Below are 16,223 nucleotides of genomic sequence, written 5' to 3' on the forward strand. Positions count from 1 at the left end.
CAAGCCAATTAAAACTTGTAACATTATGAATACTATATTAATGTCTTTAATTATGATGACCATGACTTACGAAATGCCTAAACTTCCTTACGCAAACAATGCGTTGGAACCTGTAATCAGTCAGCAAACAATAGATTTCCATTACGGAAAACATCTACAAACGTATGTAAATAATCTGAATAGCCTCGTGCCCGGAACAGAATATGAAGGTAAAACGGTAGAAGAAATCGTTGCAGCCGCACCGGATGGAGCTATATTCAATAACGCCGGACAAGTATTGAACCACAACCTGTATTTCCTGCAATTTGCACCGAAACCCTCAAAGAAGGAACCGACAGGCAAACTGGGAGAAGCTATCAAACGCGACTTCGGCAGCTTTGAAAACTTCAAGAAAGAGTTCAACGCAGCAGCAGTAGGATTGTTCGGTTCGGGATGGGCATGGCTGTCCGTTGATAAGAACGGCAAACTGCACATCACCAAAGAAGGAAACGGCAGCAATCCTGTACGTGCCGGATTGAAACCGCTTCTCGGATTCGATGTGTGGGAACACTCTTATTATCTGGATTACCAAAACCGCCGTGCCGACCACGTCAACGCGCTGTGGAATATCATCGACTGGGATGTGGTTGAAAAAAGGATGTAACCGGATTGACTGACTAAACTATACTAATGAAAAGGTCGTTGTGAAAATCACAGCGGCCTTTTTTTTGTATAAGAATAAATATATGGATTGACAAAGACCATAAGAATGGCGCGCGATTTGTTTTTTCATCCAATCAAAAAAAGGGAACCGGAAGAAAAATGAAAAAAAATCTGCTGATTTAGTGTTTTTCTGTTTCTTTTTCGCTTACTTTGCTCCCGTAAAGACAAAGGGGTGCCCCATGAGGGGCTGAGATTATACCCTAGGAACCTGAGGCAGTTAGCACTGACGTAGGGATTGTGTTTCTTCTTATCGCCTTTCTATAAAAGCACGCTCTTTGTATTTACTTTCAACTTATTTATTCTGATAGGACAATGAAAGTACAAGTGAACAACAAAGAGGTGGAAACGACTCCCGGCTCTACCCTTACACAACTGACAGCGCAACTCGAATTTCCGGTTCAAGGCATCGCTATCGCCGTAAACAACAAAATGATTCCCCGCACCGAGTGGGAACGTTTCACGCTTCATGAGAACGATAACCTGGTAATTATCAAAGCTGCTTGCGGGGGATAACGGAATGGTCAGTCTACAATTTATCACGCATCAGACCGAACGGTATTCGTACCTCGAATCGGCACGCATGGCTCTCGAAGGTGGATGCAAATGGATTCAACTACGCATGAAGGAAGCTCCTCTCGAAGAGGTGGAAGCTGTAGCCCTGCAACTGAAGCCGCTCTGCAAGGAGCACGAAGCCGTCTTAATTCTCGATGACCACGTCGAACTGGCAAAGAAGCTGGAAGTGGACGGTGTGCATCTGGGTAAGAAAGACATGCCCATCGACCAGGCACGACAAGTACTCGGAGAAGCCTTTATCATCGGCGGCACGGCAAATACATTCGAAGATGTCGTACAGCATTACCGCGCCGGAGCCGATTATCTCGGCATCGGCCCTTTCCGGTTTACCACCACCAAAAAGAACCTTAGCCCTGTACTGGGCTTGGAAGGCTATGCCTCTATCATGTCGCAGATGAAAGAAGTGAATATCGAACTGCCCGTAGTGGCCATCGGTGGAATTACCGCTGAGGATATTCCCGCTATCCTCCGTACAGGAGTCAACGGGATTGCCATGTCCGGCACGATTCTTCGGGCGGAGAATCCGGTAGCGGAAACACGCAGAATTTTAAGTAACTCATAAATAAAAAACTATCATTCTAAAATTCCCAAAGACATGGAAAAGTTAGTAATTGCAGGACGCGAGTTTAACTCCCGCCTTTTCCTGGGAACAGGAAAATTCAATTCCAATGAAGTAATGGAACAGTCCATCCTGGCATCTGGCACAGAGATGGTTACGGTTGCCATGAAACGTATCGACATGGACAACAAAGAGGACGACATGCTGAAACATATTATCCATCCGAATATCCAGTTATTGCCCAATACTTCCGGTGTGCGTGATGCGGAAGAAGCTGTATTCGCCGCACAACTGGCTCGTGAAGCCTTTGGAACAAACTGGCTGAAACTGGAAATACATCCTGACCCCCGCTATCTGCTCCCCGACTCCATCGAGACATTGAAAGCTACGGAAGAGCTGGTGAAACTGGGCTTTGTCGTGTTGCCTTATTGCCAGGCTGACCCTGTGCTCTGCAAGCGCCTGGAAGAAGCCGGCGCAGCTACCGTCATGCCGCTCGGTGCGCCGATTGGCACGAACAAAGGCCTGCAAACCAAAGAATTCCTGCAAATCATTATCGAACAGGCGGGTATTCCCGTTGTAGTGGATGCCGGTATCGGTGCGCCAAGCCATGCTGCCGAAGCGATGGAACTGGGAGCTTCTGCCGTATTGGTGAACACGGCAATCGCCGTTGCCGGAAACCCGGTAGAGATGGCAAAGGCTTTCAAAGCTGCCACCGAAGCCGGAAGACAGGCTTACGAAGCGGGATTAGGACTGCAAGCCGATAATTTTATAGCGGAGGCGAGTTCACCTTTAACTGCTTTTCTGGATAAATAATTATGAACAAGTAGTTGACTATAAAACAACAATTATGGAACAAAGAATAAAATTCCCCCGCTCTCAGAAAGTATATTTACCCGGCAAACTTTTTCCGAATATCCGTGTGGCCATGCGGAAAGTGGAACAAGTGCCCAGTGTCAGTTTTGAAGGCGAAGAAAAGATAGCGACACCGAATCCTGAGGTATATGTATACGACACCAGCGGGCCCTTCAGTGATACAGAGATGAATATCGACCTTAAAAAGGGATTGCCGCGAATGCGCGAAGAATGGATTGTCAGTCGCGGTGATGTGGAACAGCTTCCTGAAATCACCTCTGAATACGGACGGATGAGACGGGATGACAAAAGTCTCGACCATCTGCGTTTTGAACATATCGCCCTGCCCTATCGTGCGAAAAAGGGAGAAGCCATCACACAAATGGCGTATGCGAAAAGAGGTATCATAACTCCCGAAATGGAATACGTAGCCATCCGCGAAAATATGAATTGCGAGGAATTGGGAATCAAGACGCATATCACTCCCGAATTCGTCCGCCAGGAAATAGCTGAAGGCCGTGCCGTACTGCCTGCCAACATCAACCATCCAGAAGCGGAACCAATGATTATCGGACGTAACTTCCTGGTAAAAATCAATACGAATATCGGCAACTCGGCTACTACTTCGAGCATTGACGAAGAGGTGGAAAAAGCACTGTGGAGCTGCAAATGGGGCGGTGACACTTTGATGGATCTCTCCACAGGAGAGAATATCCATGAGACACGCGAGTGGATTATCCGCAACTGTCCTGTTCCGGTCGGCACGGTTCCTATCTATCAGGCGCTCGAAAAAGTGAACGGTGTAGTGGAAGACCTGACTTGGGAAATCTACCGGGATACCTTGATTGAGCAATGTGAGCAAGGAGTGGATTATTTTACGATTCATGCAGGTATCCGTCGCCACAATGTGCACCTTGCCGACAAGCGGTTGTGCGGTATCGTCAGCCGTGGGGGAAGTATCATGAGCAAATGGTGTCTGGTTCACGACCGGGAAAGTTTCCTGTACGAGCACTTTGACGATATTTGTGATATTCTGGCGGAATATGATGTAGCGGTATCTTTAGGTGACGGACTGCGTCCGGGTTCCATCTACGATGCCAACGATGAAGCCCAGTTTGCAGAACTGGATACAATGGGAGAACTCGTACTCCGTGCTTGGGACAAGAATGTACAGGCATTTATCGAAGGCCCCGGCCATGTGCCGATGCACAAGATTAAGGAGAATATGGAACGCCAGATTGAGAAGTGCCATGACGCGCCATTCTACACGCTCGGCCCGTTGGTGACGGACATTGCCCCGGGATACGACCATATCACTTCCGCTATCGGTGCAGCGCAGATAGGCTGGCTGGGTACGGCAATGCTGTGTTATGTAACTCCGAAAGAGCATCTTGCCCTGCCGGACAAAGAGGACGTACGCGTAGGAGTTATCACCTATAAAATTGCCGCTCACGCCGCCGACCTTGCCAAAGGGCATCCGGGCGCACAGGTACGAGACAATGCATTGAGCAAAGCACGTTATGAATTCCGCTGGAAAGACCAGTTCGACTTGTCCCTCGACCCGGAACGGGCACAGACGTATTTCCGTGCCGGACATCATATCGACGGTGAATATTGCACGATGTGCGGCCCTAACTTCTGTGCGATGCGGTTATCACGTGATTTAAAAAAGAGTAAAAAAAATGATTAATACAATGTTCTCAGACGAATTAGAAAAAATATCCTGGGAAGAGACGACAAAAGCCATCTATTCCAAAACAGATGCCGACGTACGCCGTGCGCTAGGCAAGAAAGAGCATTTGGACGTCAACGACTTTATGGCGCTGATTTCACCTGCCGCCGCTCCCTATCTGGAAGTGATGGCACGTCTCAGCCAAAAATACACGATGGAACGGTTCGGCAAAACAATCTCGATGTTTGTCCCGCTCTACCTGACTAATTCATGCACTAATTCCTGTGTCTATTGCGGTTTCCACATCAGTAACCCGATGAAGAGGACAATACTGACAGAGGAAGAGATTATCAATGAATACAAGGCTATCAAGCGGTTGGCTCCTTTTGAGAATCTTCTGCTCGTGACGGGCGAGAACCCTGCGGCAGCCGGAGTTCCGTATATCGCCCGTGCGCTGGATTTGGCAAAACCTTATTTCAGTAATCTGCAAATCGAGGTAATGCCGCTGAAAGCGGAAGAGTATAAGGAACTGACGGAGCATGGACTGAACGGCGTAATCTGTTTTCAGGAAACTTACAACAAGGCAAACTACAAGACGTACCATCCAAGAGGCATGAAGTCTAAATTTGAATGGCGCGTCAATGGTTTTGACCGCATGGGACAGGCAGGTGTACATAAAATCGGCATGGGTGTCCTGATAGGCCTGGAAGAATGGCGGACAGATGTAACGATGATGGCGTATCATCTGCGTTATCTTCAAAAGCACTACTGGAAAACCAAATATAGCGTAAACTTCCCCCGTATGCGTCCGTCGGAGAATGGCGGTTTCCAACCGAATGTTATCATGAACGACCGGGAACTGGCGCAACTGACATTCGCCATGCGTATCTTCGACCATGATGTAGACATCTCCTATTCTACCCGTGAAAGTGCAGAAATCCGGAACAATATGGCAACACTGGGTGTTACGACCATGAGTGCGGAAAGCAAGACAGAGCCGGGAGGATATTACAGTTATCCCCAGACATTGGAGCAATTCCATGTCAGTGACGAACGGAAAGCGGTTGAAGTGGAACGTGATTTGAAGAAATTAGGCCGTGAACCCATCTGGAAGGATTGGGATCAGTCATTCGATTTCAAAAGATAAGCGGATGCGGTACGACAGGCAAATAATTCTTCCCGAAATCGGAGAAGAAGGTCAAAGAGAACTGCAAGAAGCCAAAGTGCTTATTGTAGGCGTGGGAGGGCTGGGCTCTCCCATAGCCCTTTACCTGGCGGGTGCCGGTGTGGGATATATCGGGCTGGTAGATGATGACAAGGTAAGCATCAGCAATCTGCAACGGCAAGTGCTTTATTCCGAAAAAGAGCTGGACAGGCCTAAGGCAGTTTGTGCGGCGGAACGGCTCTCTGCCCTTAACAGTGAAATCAAGGTACACCACTACCCCACCCGGCTGACAGAGGAGAATGCCCGCGACATTATCCGGGAATACGACATGGTTGTGGATGGCTGCGACAACTTCGCCACACGTTATCTGATTAATGATATTTGTATCGAACAGGGAAAGCCGTACGTATACGGTGCTATCTGTGGTTTCGAAGGACAAGTTTCGGTATTCAATTATGGAAACCGGAAGAAAAGTTACCGCGACCTTTATCCCGATGAAGAAGAAATGAAGCGGATGCCACCGCCACCTAAAGGCGTAATGGGAATAACTCCCGCTGTCGTAGGAAGCATTGAAGCTACAGAAGTCCTGAAAATAATCTGTGGTTTTGGCAACGTTTTAGCGGGCGAGCTATGGACTATTGACTTGCGGACATTGCAATCTAACAAATTTTCACTATAAACGTTGGTTTGTGATATAGTTAATTACTAACTTTGCTAAACAATCCAAGTTAACAAAGGAAATGAAATTAATTGTAGTCACCACACCCACTTTCTTCGTTGAAGAAGATAAGATTATTACTGCTCTTTTCGAAGAGGGACTGGACATTCTACATCTTAGGAAACCGGAGACTCCGGCCATGTATTCAGAACGGTTACTGACGCTTATCCCTGAAAAATATCACCGTCGCATTGTCACACACGAGCACTTTTACTTGAAAGAAGAATTCAACCTGATGGGGATTCATCTGAATGCACGTAATCCGAAAGAGCCGCATGACTATGCGGGGCACGTCAGTTGTTCCTGCCATTCTGTCGAAGAAGTGAAAAATAGAAAGCATTTCTATGATTATGTTTTCATGAGTCCTATCTATGACAGCATCTCCAAGGTGAACTACTATTCTACATATACCGCCGAAGAATTGCGTGAGGCTCAAAAAGCCAGAATCATTGACTCCAAAGTAATGGCATTGGGCGGTATCAACGAAGATAACTTACTCGAAATTAAAGATTTCGGTTTTGGTGGGGCTGTCGTACTGGGTGACCTTTGGAATAGGTTCGATGCTTGCTCGGATCAAGATTATCTGGCTGTGATTGAGCATTTCAAGAAGTTGAAGAAGTTGTCGGATTAAAATAAATGCGTAACTTAGTTTATAATAAAGAAAGGGAATCCCCTATTTTTAAGGGACTCCCTTTCCTGTTTTTTGTTCGTTTCTCCTTATCAGAATTCGTAGTGGAAGCCAAATGACAAGTCCTCGCTGCCAAATGAAAATCCGTAACCGTTAGTGCCATACACATAATCATCCCTATATCCTAGAAAACCACATTTGGTCACCAAGCTGAAATGATCGTTCAATTTTATAGCAAGTCCCGGCTTGATACCTAATTCAAAACCACCTTCAGATTCTCCATCCCACTTTACAGAGGAAACTCCGATACCACCATCCAAAAACAGGCGTACCACTTTATTTTCATAATATGAATAGCGAACGTAAGGAGCAAAACTGAAAGCATTTTTGAAGCCGGCCGTCTCTTCGCTGTTATGTGCAAATCCCAATGTAGCCCCGACTGCCCATTGCTCACTCAAATTATATCCAAGCTCCGGCTCTATCAAAAAAGAAGTATTATCAGCATCATCATTATGCCACAATGCAACATTACCACCTACATAGAATTGAGCCTTGGCAGACAATGCTACCATTACCACAAAAAACAAAATTACAATCTTTTTCATTTTATCGTTGTCTTTAATTAAACACTACGGGGCAATCCCCGAAATACCTTATTATTTTTCGGGGTGCAAAAGTATAATCCTTTTCTTGATAAAACAACTTTTTAGTTAGTTTTTTATAAAATACACAGTTTATCAGCTCACAAAAAAAATAGACTGCAAATACTTTCTCAAGTATTTACAGCCTATTTATCAGATAGTTAAGTACCTAACCAGTGTATTCAACTACCCTTCTATTGCTGCTTGCGCCGCAGCCAATCTTGCGATAGGCACGCGGAATGGAGAACAACTAACGTAGTTTAATCCTACTCTGTGACAGAATTTCACTGAAGAAGGTTCGCCACCATGTTCACCGCAAATACCGCATTTCAAATCCGGACGGATAGCACGGCCTTTTTCTGTTGCCATACGAACCAATTGTCCCACACCATTCTGGTCGAGCACCTGGAACGGGTCTACTTTCAAAATCTTCTTTTCCAGATAAACAGGAAGGAAAGAAGCAATATCATCACGAGAATAACCAAAGGTCATCTGCGTCAAGTCATTTGTACCGAATGAGAAGAATTCAGCAGAAGAAGCAATACGATCGGCTGTCAAAGCTGCACGCGGAATTTCGATCATTGTACCTACCTTGAAGTCAATGCTGTCTCCCAGTTCTTCAAACAGCTTCGCTGCTTCCGTACGAATCACACTTTCCTGTTCCTTGAATTCATACAAGATACCGGTCAACGGAACCATGATTTCCGGATGAGTCTCCACTCCTTCTTTCTTCAGTTCCAATGCAGCACCCAGGATAGCACGTGTCTGCATCTGAGTAATTTCAGGATATGTATTTCCCAGACGGCAACCACGGTGACCCAACATCGGGTTGTGTTCACACAGTGATTCTACACGTTGCTGGATATACTGCAAACTTACACCCATGGTATCCGCCATCTCCTGCTGTCCTTTCAGATCGTGGGGAACGAACTCGTGCAAAGGAGGATCGAGCAGACGTACAGTCACCGGACAACCTGCCATTGCCTTAAAGATACCCTTAAAGTCTGCCTGCTGGTACGGAAGAATCTTAGCCAATGCCTTGCGACGTCCTTCGGCATCTTCTGCCAGAATCATTTCACGCATTGCCTTAATCTTCTCACCTTCAAAGAACATATGTTCCGTACGGCAAAGACCGATACCTACCGCACCGAAGTTACGGGCCACTTCCGCATCATGAGGAGTATCCGCATTGGTACGTACCTGCAGACGGGTATATTTATCGGCAAGTGTCATCAATTCGGCAAAGTCGCCGGAAAGCTCGGCAGCTTTCGTCTCTACCTTACCATTATATACCACACCCGTACTTCCGTTCAGAGAGATGTAATCGCCTTCTTTCAGCACCACACCATCAATTTCCACCGTACGTGCCTTATAGTCAATATTCAGAGCACCTGCACCCGATACACAGCATTTACCCATACCGCGGGCTACTACGGCAGCATGAGAAGTCATACCGCCACGGGCTGTAAGGATCCCTTCGGCAACAGCCATACCTGCCAAGTCCTCAGGAGAAGTTTCGATACGAACCATCACCACACGTTTTCCGGCAGCATGCCATTCGGCAGCGTCCTCAGCGAAGAATACAATCTGGCCTGTCGCAGCACCCGGAGAAGCCGGCAAACCGCGGGTCAATACTTTTGCCTTCTTCAAAGCATCCTTGTCAAATACAGGGTGAAGCAGTTCGTCCAACTTATTCGGTTCTACGCGCATCAAAGCTGTCTTTTCGTCAATCATGCCCTGACGAAGCAAATCCATAGCAATCTTCACCATGGCAGCCCCCGTACGTTTACCGTTACGTGTCTGAAGGAACCAGAGTTTACCTTCCTGTACGGTGAACTCCATGTCCTGCATATCTTTATAGTGGTTTTCCAGTTTCGTCTGAAGCTCATCCAGTTCTTTATAGATTTCCGGCATAGCCTCTTCCATAGAAGGATATTTCGCAGCGCGTTCCTCTTCGCTTACACCGGCCAGTTGAGCCCAGCGTTGAGAACCGATCTTGGTAATCTGTTGCGGAGTACGGATACCGGCTACTACGTCTTCACCTTGCGCGTTAATCAAGTACTCACCATTGAAAAGGTCTTCACCCGTACCGGCGTCACGTGAGAAACAAACACCGGTTGCGGAAGTATCTCCCATATTACCGAATACCATTGCCTGTACGTTTACGGCTGTTCCCCATTCGTCAGGAATACTTTCCATCTTACGGTAGAGGATAGCACGTTCATTCATCCACGAATCAAATACAGCGCAGATGGCTCCCCAAAGTTGTTCGTATGCACAAGTCGGGAAATCTTTTCCGGTCTGTTCTTTTACGGCAGCCTTAAATTTCTTCACGAGTTCTTTCAGGTCTTCCACTTCCAGCTCGTTATCAAGTTTCACCCCTTTCGCTTCTTTCACCTCTTCGATAATTTCTTCGAACGGGTCGATGTCATCCTTATTAGTAGGCTTCATTCCCAAAACCACATCACCGTACATTTGTACAAAACGACGGTAAGAATCCCATGCAAAACGTGCATTGCCTGTCTTGCGGATAATTCCTTCCACCACTTCGTCATTCAAACCAAGGTTGAGGATAGTATCCATCATACCCGGCATGGATGCGCGGGCGCCGGAACGTACAGACACCAACAAAGGATTTTCAATGTCACCAAATTTTGATTTCATCAAGCCTTCTACATTAGAGATAGCCTTAACGACTTCATCTTTCAGCAATTCAACCACTTTATCACGTCCTAACGTGTTGTATTCCGTACAAACATCTGTAGTTATTGTGAATCCGGGAGGGACTGGAATTCCGATTAAATTCATTTCGGCAAGGTTTGCACCTTTACCACCCAGCAAATTCTTCATGTCGGCTTTTCCTTCCGCCTGACCATTTCCAAAGGTATAAACTCTTTTTTTATCCATAATATTGTGTTTAAAGTTACATTATGACTTTTTTCTGTTCGCAAATCTAAGGATATTTCGCAAACCAGAAAACTTTTTGCGAAAAAACTTTCTATCAAAATGCAATTTCGACATTACAATCTGGATTATTTCAACAGACACGAAAATTTTCCAAAAAAAATACCTACTTTTGCAAAGTAATTATTAGACTGGTGTAAAAGTGGCAAGAAAGAAAAAAGAGCTTCCCTTATTGGAGAAGGTAACAATCATGGATGTGGCTGCCGAAGGAAAAGCCATCGCAAAAGTAAACGACCTGGTGATTTTTGTTCCCTACGTAGTGCCGGGTGATGTCGTAGACCTTCAGATCAAGCGTAAGAAGAATAAATATGCCGAAGCAGAAGCGGTGAAGTTTCATGAACTGTCGCCCGACCGCGCCGTTCCTTTCTGCCAGCACTATGGCGTATGCGGCGGCTGTAAGTGGCAGGTGCTCCCCTATCCGGAGCAAATCAGATATAAGCAGAAACAAGTGGAAGATAACCTGAGACGTATCGGCAAGATCGAACTTCCCGAAATTTCCCCTATTCTCGGTTCGGCAAAAACCGAATGGTACAGGAACAAGTTGGAGTTCACATTCTCCAATAAACGTTGGCTGACCAACGAGGAAGTCCGTCAGGATGTGAAGTATGACCAGATGAATGCTGTCGGTTTCCATATTCCGGGAGCGTTCGACAAGGTACTGGCTATCGAGAAATGCTGGTTGCAGGACGATATATCCAACCGTATCCGTAACGCGATACGCGATTATGCTTACGAGCACGATTATTCTTTTATTAATCTGCGCACGCAGGAAGGCATGTTGCGGAACATGATTGTCCGTACTTCCTCGACAGGTGAGCTGATGGTAATCATCATTTGCAAAATCACGGAAGACCACGAGATGGAACTGTTCAAGCAACTGCTTCAGTTCGTTGCCGACTCTTTCCCGGAAATTACTTCTCTATTATACATTATTAATAATAAGTGCAACGACACCATCAACGATTTGGATGTGCACGTATTCAAAGGCAAGGATCATATCTTTGAGGAGATGGAAGGACTGCGTTTCAAGGTAGGCCCGAAATCGTTCTATCAGACTAATTCGGAACAGGCATATAACCTGTATAAGATAGCCCGCGACTTTGCCGGACTGACCGGAAACGAGCTGGTGTATGACCTTTATACCGGAACAGGAACGATTGCCAATTTCGTCTCACGCCAGGCTCGTCAGGTGATTGGCATCGAGTATGTGCCGGAAGCTATCGAAGACGCAAAAGTAAATGCGGAAATCAATGATATCAAGAACACTTTGTTCTATGCCGGCGACATGAAGGATATGCTGACTCAGGAATTCATCAATCAGCACGGACGTCCGGATGTCATCATCACAGACCCGCCTCGTGCGGGTATGCATCAGGATGTGGTTGATGTCATTTTGTTTGCCGAGCCCAAACGTATTGTTTATGTAAGTTGTAATCCTGCTACCCAGGCACGCGATTTGCAGTTGCTGGATGGTAAATACAAGGTGAAGGCAGTGCAGCCGGTAGATATGTTCCCTCACACTCATCATGTGGAGAATGTAGTACTGCTAGAACTTCGATAAAAGAAAAAAGAAATGGAAAAAAGACCAAGAAAGACGCCTGCTGAAAAAGCACGTGCCCAATATACGAATTATGCAGTCAGAGAACCGATGGAACTCATGGACTTTCTGGCTGCCAAGATGCCGGACGCAAGCCGCACAAAGCTGAAATCTTTGTTAAGCAAGCGGGTGGTATTTGTTGATAATGTGATTACTACACAATTCAACTTCCCCCTTCAACCGGGAATGAAGGTGAAAATCAGCAAGCAAAAAGGAAAGAAAGAGTTTAACAACAGATTGCTGAAAATCGTGTATGAAGACGCTTATATCATTGTTGTCGAGAAGATGCAAGGACTCTTGTCTGTCAATACGGAGCGTCAGAAAGAGCGTACCGCTTATACAATACTTAATGAATATGTACAACGTTCGGGACGTCAGTTTCGCGTATTCGTCGTTCACCGCCTGGACAGGGACACTTCCGGCTTGATGATGTTTGCCAAAGACGAGAAGACCCAGCGGGTTCTGCGTGATAACTGGCACGAAATAGTGACCGACCGCAGATACGTAGCCGTAGTGGAAGGAACTATGGAAAAAGATTATGATACGGTAGTATCCTGGTTGACCGACAAGACTTTGTATGTAAGTTCCAGCGAATATGATGATGGCGGTTCAAAATCAATCACCCATTATAGAACAATCAAACGTGCGAACGGGTATTCTCTTATGGAACTCGACCTGGAGACAGGACGCAAGAATCAGATTCGTGTACATATGCAGGATTTGGGTCATCCGATTGTCGGTGATGGAAGATATGGCGGAGAAAACTATTCGAATCCTATCGGACGGTTAGCCCTTCATGCCTTCAAGCTTTGTTTTTATCATCCGGTAACGGGAGATTTAATGGAGTTTGAGACACCTTATCCGGGAGATTTCAAGAAGTTGTTTCTGAAGAAATAAAAAATAAAAGCGGAACTCTTTAAAAAAGAGACTTCCGCTTTTTATTTATATTAAAATATTCATCTTCTATTGCATTTCCAATGTAAAAGGGAAACCCTCTGAATCTCCTGTCAAATAAAAAATTCCAGTCATTAACCCCCGACGTATGTTCACATCATCCATGTAGGAGATTCCATTTCTACCATAATCCAAAATAAGGTTATTACTGTAACGTTCCTCCCAATACCACTGAAAACGAAAATGATCATATAGTTCACCGTTACGATAATATTGATATTCTTCACCAAAACCATCCGGATCAAAAGTAAACTCACTATATATATACCTTCCATTGGCAGCACTCATGCCGACATCTCCTGTCCATATCCTGCCGAACATCTGCTCTTCTAAATCTTCATCGTCCTCGCACGAAGCAAAGCCAACCAATAAAGTCAGCATCATTAAGATACCTGCATATCTCTTAATCATTTTCATAATTTTCCAGTTTATTGCGTTTATAAATACAAATTTAGCGTTTTTATTTTACTATACGCTTCAAGCCATAAGTTTTTTGTACCTTTGCCCCGATAATATTAAAAAAATTACATGAAACTTCTTTGGCTCGATTTAAATAGCTCCTATGCCCACTCCTCATTGGCACTCCCTGCACTCCATGCTCAAATAGCAGATGATACTACTATCGAATGGTGTGTAGTCTCTGCCACAATCAATGAAAATACCGGTAGCGTTGTCAATCAAATCTACCGTCACCGGCCGGATATCATTGCAGCCACAAACTGGTTATTCAATCACGAGCAACTATTACACATCGTTTCACGTGCAAAAGCATTATTACCTCATTGCTGCATCATACTCGGCGGTCCCGAGTTTTTAGGAGACAACGAAGCTTTCTTATATAAGAACAAATTTGTAAGCGGAGTGTTTCGCGGAGAAGGCGAAGAAGTATTCCCTTTATGGCTAAAAGTGTGGAATCACCCAAAAGAAGAGTGGAAATCAATAACAGGCCTCTGTTATCTTGATGAAAACAATCAATATCAAGACAACGGCATCGCCCGCGTCATGAATTTCTCCCAGCTCATATCCCCTGAAAAGAGCTGTTTCTTCAATTGGAGCAAGCCCTTTGTCCAACTAGAGACAACCCGGGGATGTTTCAACACATGTGCCTTTTGCGTCAGCGGCGGTGAAAAGCCCGTCCGCACCATCCCTTTGGAAGCTATCCGTGAACGTCTGAATGACATTCACCAGCATGGAATCAAGAATGTACGTGTCCTCGACCGTACCTTTAATTACAACAATAAGCGGGCAAAAGAATTACTCGACCTATTCCGCAACTATCCGGACATCTGTTTCCATCTTGAAATCCATCCGGCTCTCCTTTCCGAAGAACTTAAAAAGGAGTTATCTGTTCTCCCTAAAGGTTTATTACACCTGGAAGCCGGAATCCAGAGTTTAAAAGAACCGGTTCTACAACAAAGCCGACGCATCGGAAAGCTATCCGACGCTCTTGAAGGATTAAAATACCTCTGCTCTCTAAAAAATATGGAGACACATGCCGACCTGATAGCAGGACTCCCACTCTATCACTTATCCGAGATATTCGAAGATGTCCGCACCTTGGCAGAATATGGCGCAGGAGAAATCCAACTGGAATCCCTAAAGCTGCTTCCCGGCACGGAAATGCGAAGAAGAGCAGAGGAATTAGGCATCCAATACTCACCGCTCCCACCGTACGAAGTGTTACAGACCCGTGAAATATCAGTAGACGAACTGCAAACGGCCCATTACCTATCCCGTATGTTAGACGGATTCTACAATACTTCTACCTGGCAAAAAATTACCCGGACACTAATTTTGGAGAATCCTTCTTTCTTACATGAATTCCTTGACCATTTGGTGCAAACAGATGTCATCGATACTCCTTTAAGTTTAGAAAGAAGAGGATTGATTCTATACGATTTCTGTAAAAATCATTATCCGGATTACCTGACGCAAGTCAGCATCGCATGGATAGAAGCAGGTATGTCGCTTAAAAAAGCTCCAGCAGAAAGAGTAAGGACAAAAAGACAAGTTCCCCCTGAAAAATGGGAAGTGGAATATGGCTCGTATCGTGAGAATCTACGATTATGTTTTCTTCCCGTTGACGAAGAAGGGCATGGATACTGGTTCGGCTTTGAATCGGAGATTCAGAAGATACAACCGGTATTTAAAGCTAATAAATTATTCTAGATATAGTTCTAATAGTTACAGAAAGAGCATTTAATCATCTATCTTTTAGTCTCAAACTTTCTTCATTCTTTTTACTATATGCTTCCCCTCTTGATAACAAATATTGAAACAAGACAACATCGTCTTTTATTTGTACATGAAAAATAAAGAAAGCCCGATAACTTCCTATACGAATCCGATAGATATAATCGAAATCTACCATTTTTTTGCAGTCGGTAATCTTGTTGATATTATCCGCTTGTTCAACTTCTAAAATAGCTTTCTGAAGAGATTCTTTTGTTTTACCAGATAATTTACTTGCAGCTTTAATGAAAGTCTTAGAAAATTCCACTTTCATATTCCAAGCCATTTACGAAATTCTTCCTGCTCTACATCACTAGCAGGTGTAAGCCCTTCCGGCTCGTTTTTTGAAAGCAATCTATATGCTTCATTATCATCCATATTTTCTATCATACTTTCCACATCTTTCACAAGCAACCCTTCAATATACTTTTTCAAATTCGTACCTTTAGCTGCTGCCTTAATAGACAAGTAGCGGAAAATATCATCCGGAATGTCTATCACTTTTCTTTTTGTATTTTTAATCGTTGCGTCCATAAGTCATTGTTGTTATCTAGCAAATATATATGATATATATGATATATACAAATTATGAAGTTCTTTTTTACGGATATTCTACCAACTCAAACAATGCAAACATAAAAAAAGGAAAGTATCCCCATCTTTTGTGAAATAATCACTATTCATTTATCATTTGTAGCAGCATTTCCTATTCTCCATCGTCCATACAGAAAACTGGAAGATTAAAACCGGTATGCAATATCAATACAATGCCCTACGAAAAAGATGGGAATGGATACCACAAGTTAGTGTTTCATATGAATGGTAAATTCCATTAATTCTCGTACCTTTGTAATACGATTAAAAAACATCCTATAATAATGAAGAACTTTATCAAGGGATTCCGGTTTACTCCCTCCAATTATCCGGCTGAAGTAGAAGCGAAAATACAGAAATACAGAAAACAAG

At 44.5% G+C, this 16,223-nt stretch carries 16 protein-coding genes, 2 pseudogenes and 1 riboswitch; of the genes and pseudogenes, 13 read left to right on the forward strand and 5 right to left on the reverse strand.

Translation table 11 applies throughout. From position 1 onward, the window contains the following. The first annotated feature begins 25 nt into the window (after positions 1-25). The 8 genes from RDN93_RS09570 (at position 26) to RDN93_RS09605 (ending at position 6,872) form a co-directional block, all read left to right on the forward strand. Positions 26-643: a superoxide dismutase gene (locus RDN93_RS09570; protein WP_308745301.1), complete on the forward strand. Its 618-nt coding sequence runs from the start codon at positions 26-28 to the stop codon at positions 641-643. A 217-nt stretch (positions 644-860) separates the two neighbouring features. After that, positions 861-954: riboswitch (TPP riboswitch) on the forward strand. A gap of 60 nt (positions 955-1,014) precedes the next feature. Then, the gene (gene thiS, locus RDN93_RS09575) at positions 1,015-1,215 is read left to right on the forward strand and encodes a sulfur carrier protein ThiS (RefSeq protein WP_308745302.1); all 201 of its coding nucleotides are present in this window, start codon (positions 1,015-1,017) and stop codon (positions 1,213-1,215) included. Between the two features lie 4 nt (positions 1,216-1,219). Next, entirely contained in the window at positions 1,220-1,837 is a 618-nt protein-coding gene (locus tag RDN93_RS09580; protein WP_308745303.1) for a thiamine phosphate synthase, read from the forward strand. A 33-nt stretch (positions 1,838-1,870) separates the two neighbouring features. Continuing rightward, on the forward strand, positions 1,871-2,647 hold the full coding sequence (locus RDN93_RS09585) for a thiazole synthase (RefSeq protein WP_308745304.1): 777 nt from the start codon (positions 1,871-1,873) through the stop codon (positions 2,645-2,647). Positions 2,648-2,681: 34 nt separating this feature from the next. Beyond that, the gene (thiC, locus tag RDN93_RS09590) at positions 2,682-4,376 is read left to right on the forward strand and encodes a phosphomethylpyrimidine synthase ThiC (RefSeq protein WP_308745305.1); all 1,695 of its coding nucleotides are present in this window, start codon (positions 2,682-2,684) and stop codon (positions 4,374-4,376) included. Positions 4,377-4,380: 4 nt separating this feature from the next. Next, positions 4,381-5,505, forward strand: coding sequence for a 2-iminoacetate synthase ThiH (thiH, locus tag RDN93_RS09595; protein ID WP_308745316.1), 1,125 nt, complete (start codon positions 4,381-4,383; stop codon positions 5,503-5,505). 4 nt (positions 5,506-5,509) lie between these two features. Continuing rightward, positions 5,510-6,202, forward strand: a complete 693-nt coding sequence (locus tag RDN93_RS09600; protein WP_308745306.1) for a HesA/MoeB/ThiF family protein — start codon at positions 5,510-5,512, stop codon at positions 6,200-6,202. Positions 6,203-6,263: 61 nt separating this feature from the next. Further along, positions 6,264-6,872: a thiamine phosphate synthase gene (locus RDN93_RS09605; RefSeq protein ID WP_308745307.1), complete on the forward strand. Its 609-nt coding sequence runs from the start codon at positions 6,264-6,266 to the stop codon at positions 6,870-6,872. An 89-nt stretch (positions 6,873-6,961) separates the two neighbouring features. Here the strand turns inward: RDN93_RS09605 and RDN93_RS09610 are convergent, their stop codons facing one another. Together RDN93_RS09610 and ppdK are read right to left on the reverse strand one after the other, a co-directional pair. After that, positions 6,962-7,474: an outer membrane beta-barrel protein gene (locus tag RDN93_RS09610; protein WP_308745308.1), complete on the reverse strand. Its 513-nt coding sequence runs from the start codon at positions 7,472-7,474 to the stop codon at positions 6,962-6,964. A gap of 222 nt (positions 7,475-7,696) precedes the next feature. Then, the gene (gene ppdK, locus RDN93_RS09615; RefSeq protein WP_308745309.1) at positions 7,697-10,417 is read right to left on the reverse strand and encodes a pyruvate, phosphate dikinase; all 2,721 of its coding nucleotides are present in this window, start codon (positions 10,415-10,417) and stop codon (positions 7,697-7,699) included. A 247-nt stretch (positions 10,418-10,664) separates the two neighbouring features. Between ppdK and rlmD the strand changes: the two genes are divergently transcribed. Next, complete coding sequence (gene rlmD / locus RDN93_RS09620; RefSeq protein ID WP_308745317.1) at positions 10,665-12,035, forward strand: 23S rRNA (uracil(1939)-C(5))-methyltransferase RlmD; 1,371 nt, start codon at positions 10,665-10,667, stop codon at positions 12,033-12,035. A gap of 12 nt (positions 12,036-12,047) precedes the next feature. Next, entirely contained in the window at positions 12,048-12,968 is a 921-nt protein-coding gene (locus RDN93_RS09625; protein ID WP_308745310.1) for an RluA family pseudouridine synthase, read from the forward strand. A gap of 66 nt (positions 12,969-13,034) precedes the next feature. On the opposite strand, the gene RDN93_RS09630 is transcribed toward RDN93_RS09625, so the two are convergent. After that, positions 13,035-13,433: a hypothetical protein gene (locus tag RDN93_RS09630; RefSeq protein ID WP_308745318.1), complete on the reverse strand. Its 399-nt coding sequence runs from the start codon at positions 13,431-13,433 to the stop codon at positions 13,035-13,037. A gap of 120 nt (positions 13,434-13,553) precedes the next feature. Here RDN93_RS09630 and RDN93_RS09635 point away from each other — a divergent pair, with 120 nt between their 5' ends. Continuing rightward, a complete protein-coding gene (locus RDN93_RS09635) occupies positions 13,554-15,194 on the forward strand; it encodes a DUF4080 domain-containing protein (protein WP_308745311.1) in 1,641 nt (546 codons plus the stop codon). 34 nt (positions 15,195-15,228) lie between these two features. Here the strand turns inward: RDN93_RS09635 and RDN93_RS09640 are convergent, their stop codons facing one another. Then, positions 15,229-15,531: a hypothetical protein gene (locus RDN93_RS09640; RefSeq protein ID WP_308745312.1), complete on the reverse strand. Its 303-nt coding sequence runs from the start codon at positions 15,529-15,531 to the stop codon at positions 15,229-15,231. Then, entirely contained in the window at positions 15,528-15,791 is a 264-nt protein-coding gene (locus RDN93_RS09645) for a hypothetical protein (protein WP_308745313.1), read from the reverse strand. The genes RDN93_RS09640 and RDN93_RS09645 overlap by 4 nt, the downstream gene beginning before the upstream one ends. 193 nt (positions 15,792-15,984) lie before the next feature. On the opposite strand from RDN93_RS09645, the pseudogene RDN93_RS09650 reads away from it, so the two are divergent. Both RDN93_RS09650 and RDN93_RS09655 read left to right on the forward strand, forming a co-directional pair. Beyond that, positions 15,985-16,083 (forward strand): annotated as a pseudogene (locus RDN93_RS09650) (DUF4858 domain-containing protein); the annotation flags it as partial. A 52-nt stretch (positions 16,084-16,135) separates the two neighbouring features. Continuing rightward, positions 16,136-16,223: pseudogene (locus RDN93_RS09655) on the forward strand (methionine aminopeptidase); the annotation flags it as partial.

Source organism: uncultured Bacteroides sp. (assembly GCF_902491285.1).
In the GTDB taxonomy this organism is placed as follows: domain Bacteria; phylum Bacteroidota; class Bacteroidia; order Bacteroidales; family Bacteroidaceae; genus Bacteroides.

What these genes read in the sequence shown, in the direction of transcription:
- rlmD (WP_308745317.1), top strand. Translation starts at nt 10,665, where the DNA reads ATGGATGTGGCTGCCGAAGGAAAAGCCATCGCAAAAGTAAACGACCTG.
- thiS (WP_308745302.1), top strand. Translation starts at nt 1,015, where the DNA reads ATGAAAGTACAAGTGAACAACAAAGAGGTGGAAACGACTCCCGGCTCT.
- RDN93_RS09640 (WP_308745312.1), bottom strand. Translation starts at nt 15,531, where the DNA reads ATGAAAGTGGAATTTTCTAAGACTTTCATTAAAGCTGCAAGTAAATTA.
- RDN93_RS09625 (WP_308745310.1), top strand. Translation starts at nt 12,048, where the DNA reads ATGGAAAAAAGACCAAGAAAGACGCCTGCTGAAAAAGCACGTGCCCAA.
- ppdK (WP_308745309.1), bottom strand. Translation starts at nt 10,417, where the DNA reads ATGGATAAAAAAAGAGTTTATACCTTTGGAAATGGTCAGGCGGAAGGA.
- RDN93_RS09580 (WP_308745303.1), top strand. Translation starts at nt 1,220, where the DNA reads ATGGTCAGTCTACAATTTATCACGCATCAGACCGAACGGTATTCGTAC.
- thiH (WP_308745316.1), top strand. Translation starts at nt 4,381, where the DNA reads ATGTTCTCAGACGAATTAGAAAAAATATCCTGGGAAGAGACGACAAAA.
- RDN93_RS09570 (WP_308745301.1), top strand. Translation starts at nt 26, where the DNA reads ATGAATACTATATTAATGTCTTTAATTATGATGACCATGACTTACGAA.
- thiC (WP_308745305.1), top strand. Translation starts at nt 2,682, where the DNA reads ATGGAACAAAGAATAAAATTCCCCCGCTCTCAGAAAGTATATTTACCC.
- RDN93_RS09600 (WP_308745306.1), top strand. Translation starts at nt 5,510, where the DNA reads ATGCGGTACGACAGGCAAATAATTCTTCCCGAAATCGGAGAAGAAGGT.
- RDN93_RS09585 (WP_308745304.1), top strand. Translation starts at nt 1,871, where the DNA reads ATGGAAAAGTTAGTAATTGCAGGACGCGAGTTTAACTCCCGCCTTTTC.
- RDN93_RS09610 (WP_308745308.1), bottom strand. Translation starts at nt 7,474, where the DNA reads ATGAAAAAGATTGTAATTTTGTTTTTTGTGGTAATGGTAGCATTGTCT.
- RDN93_RS09645 (WP_308745313.1), bottom strand. Translation starts at nt 15,791, where the DNA reads ATGGACGCAACGATTAAAAATACAAAAAGAAAAGTGATAGACATTCCG.
- RDN93_RS09635 (WP_308745311.1), top strand. Translation starts at nt 13,554, where the DNA reads ATGAAACTTCTTTGGCTCGATTTAAATAGCTCCTATGCCCACTCCTCA.
- RDN93_RS09605 (WP_308745307.1), top strand. Translation starts at nt 6,264, where the DNA reads ATGAAATTAATTGTAGTCACCACACCCACTTTCTTCGTTGAAGAAGAT.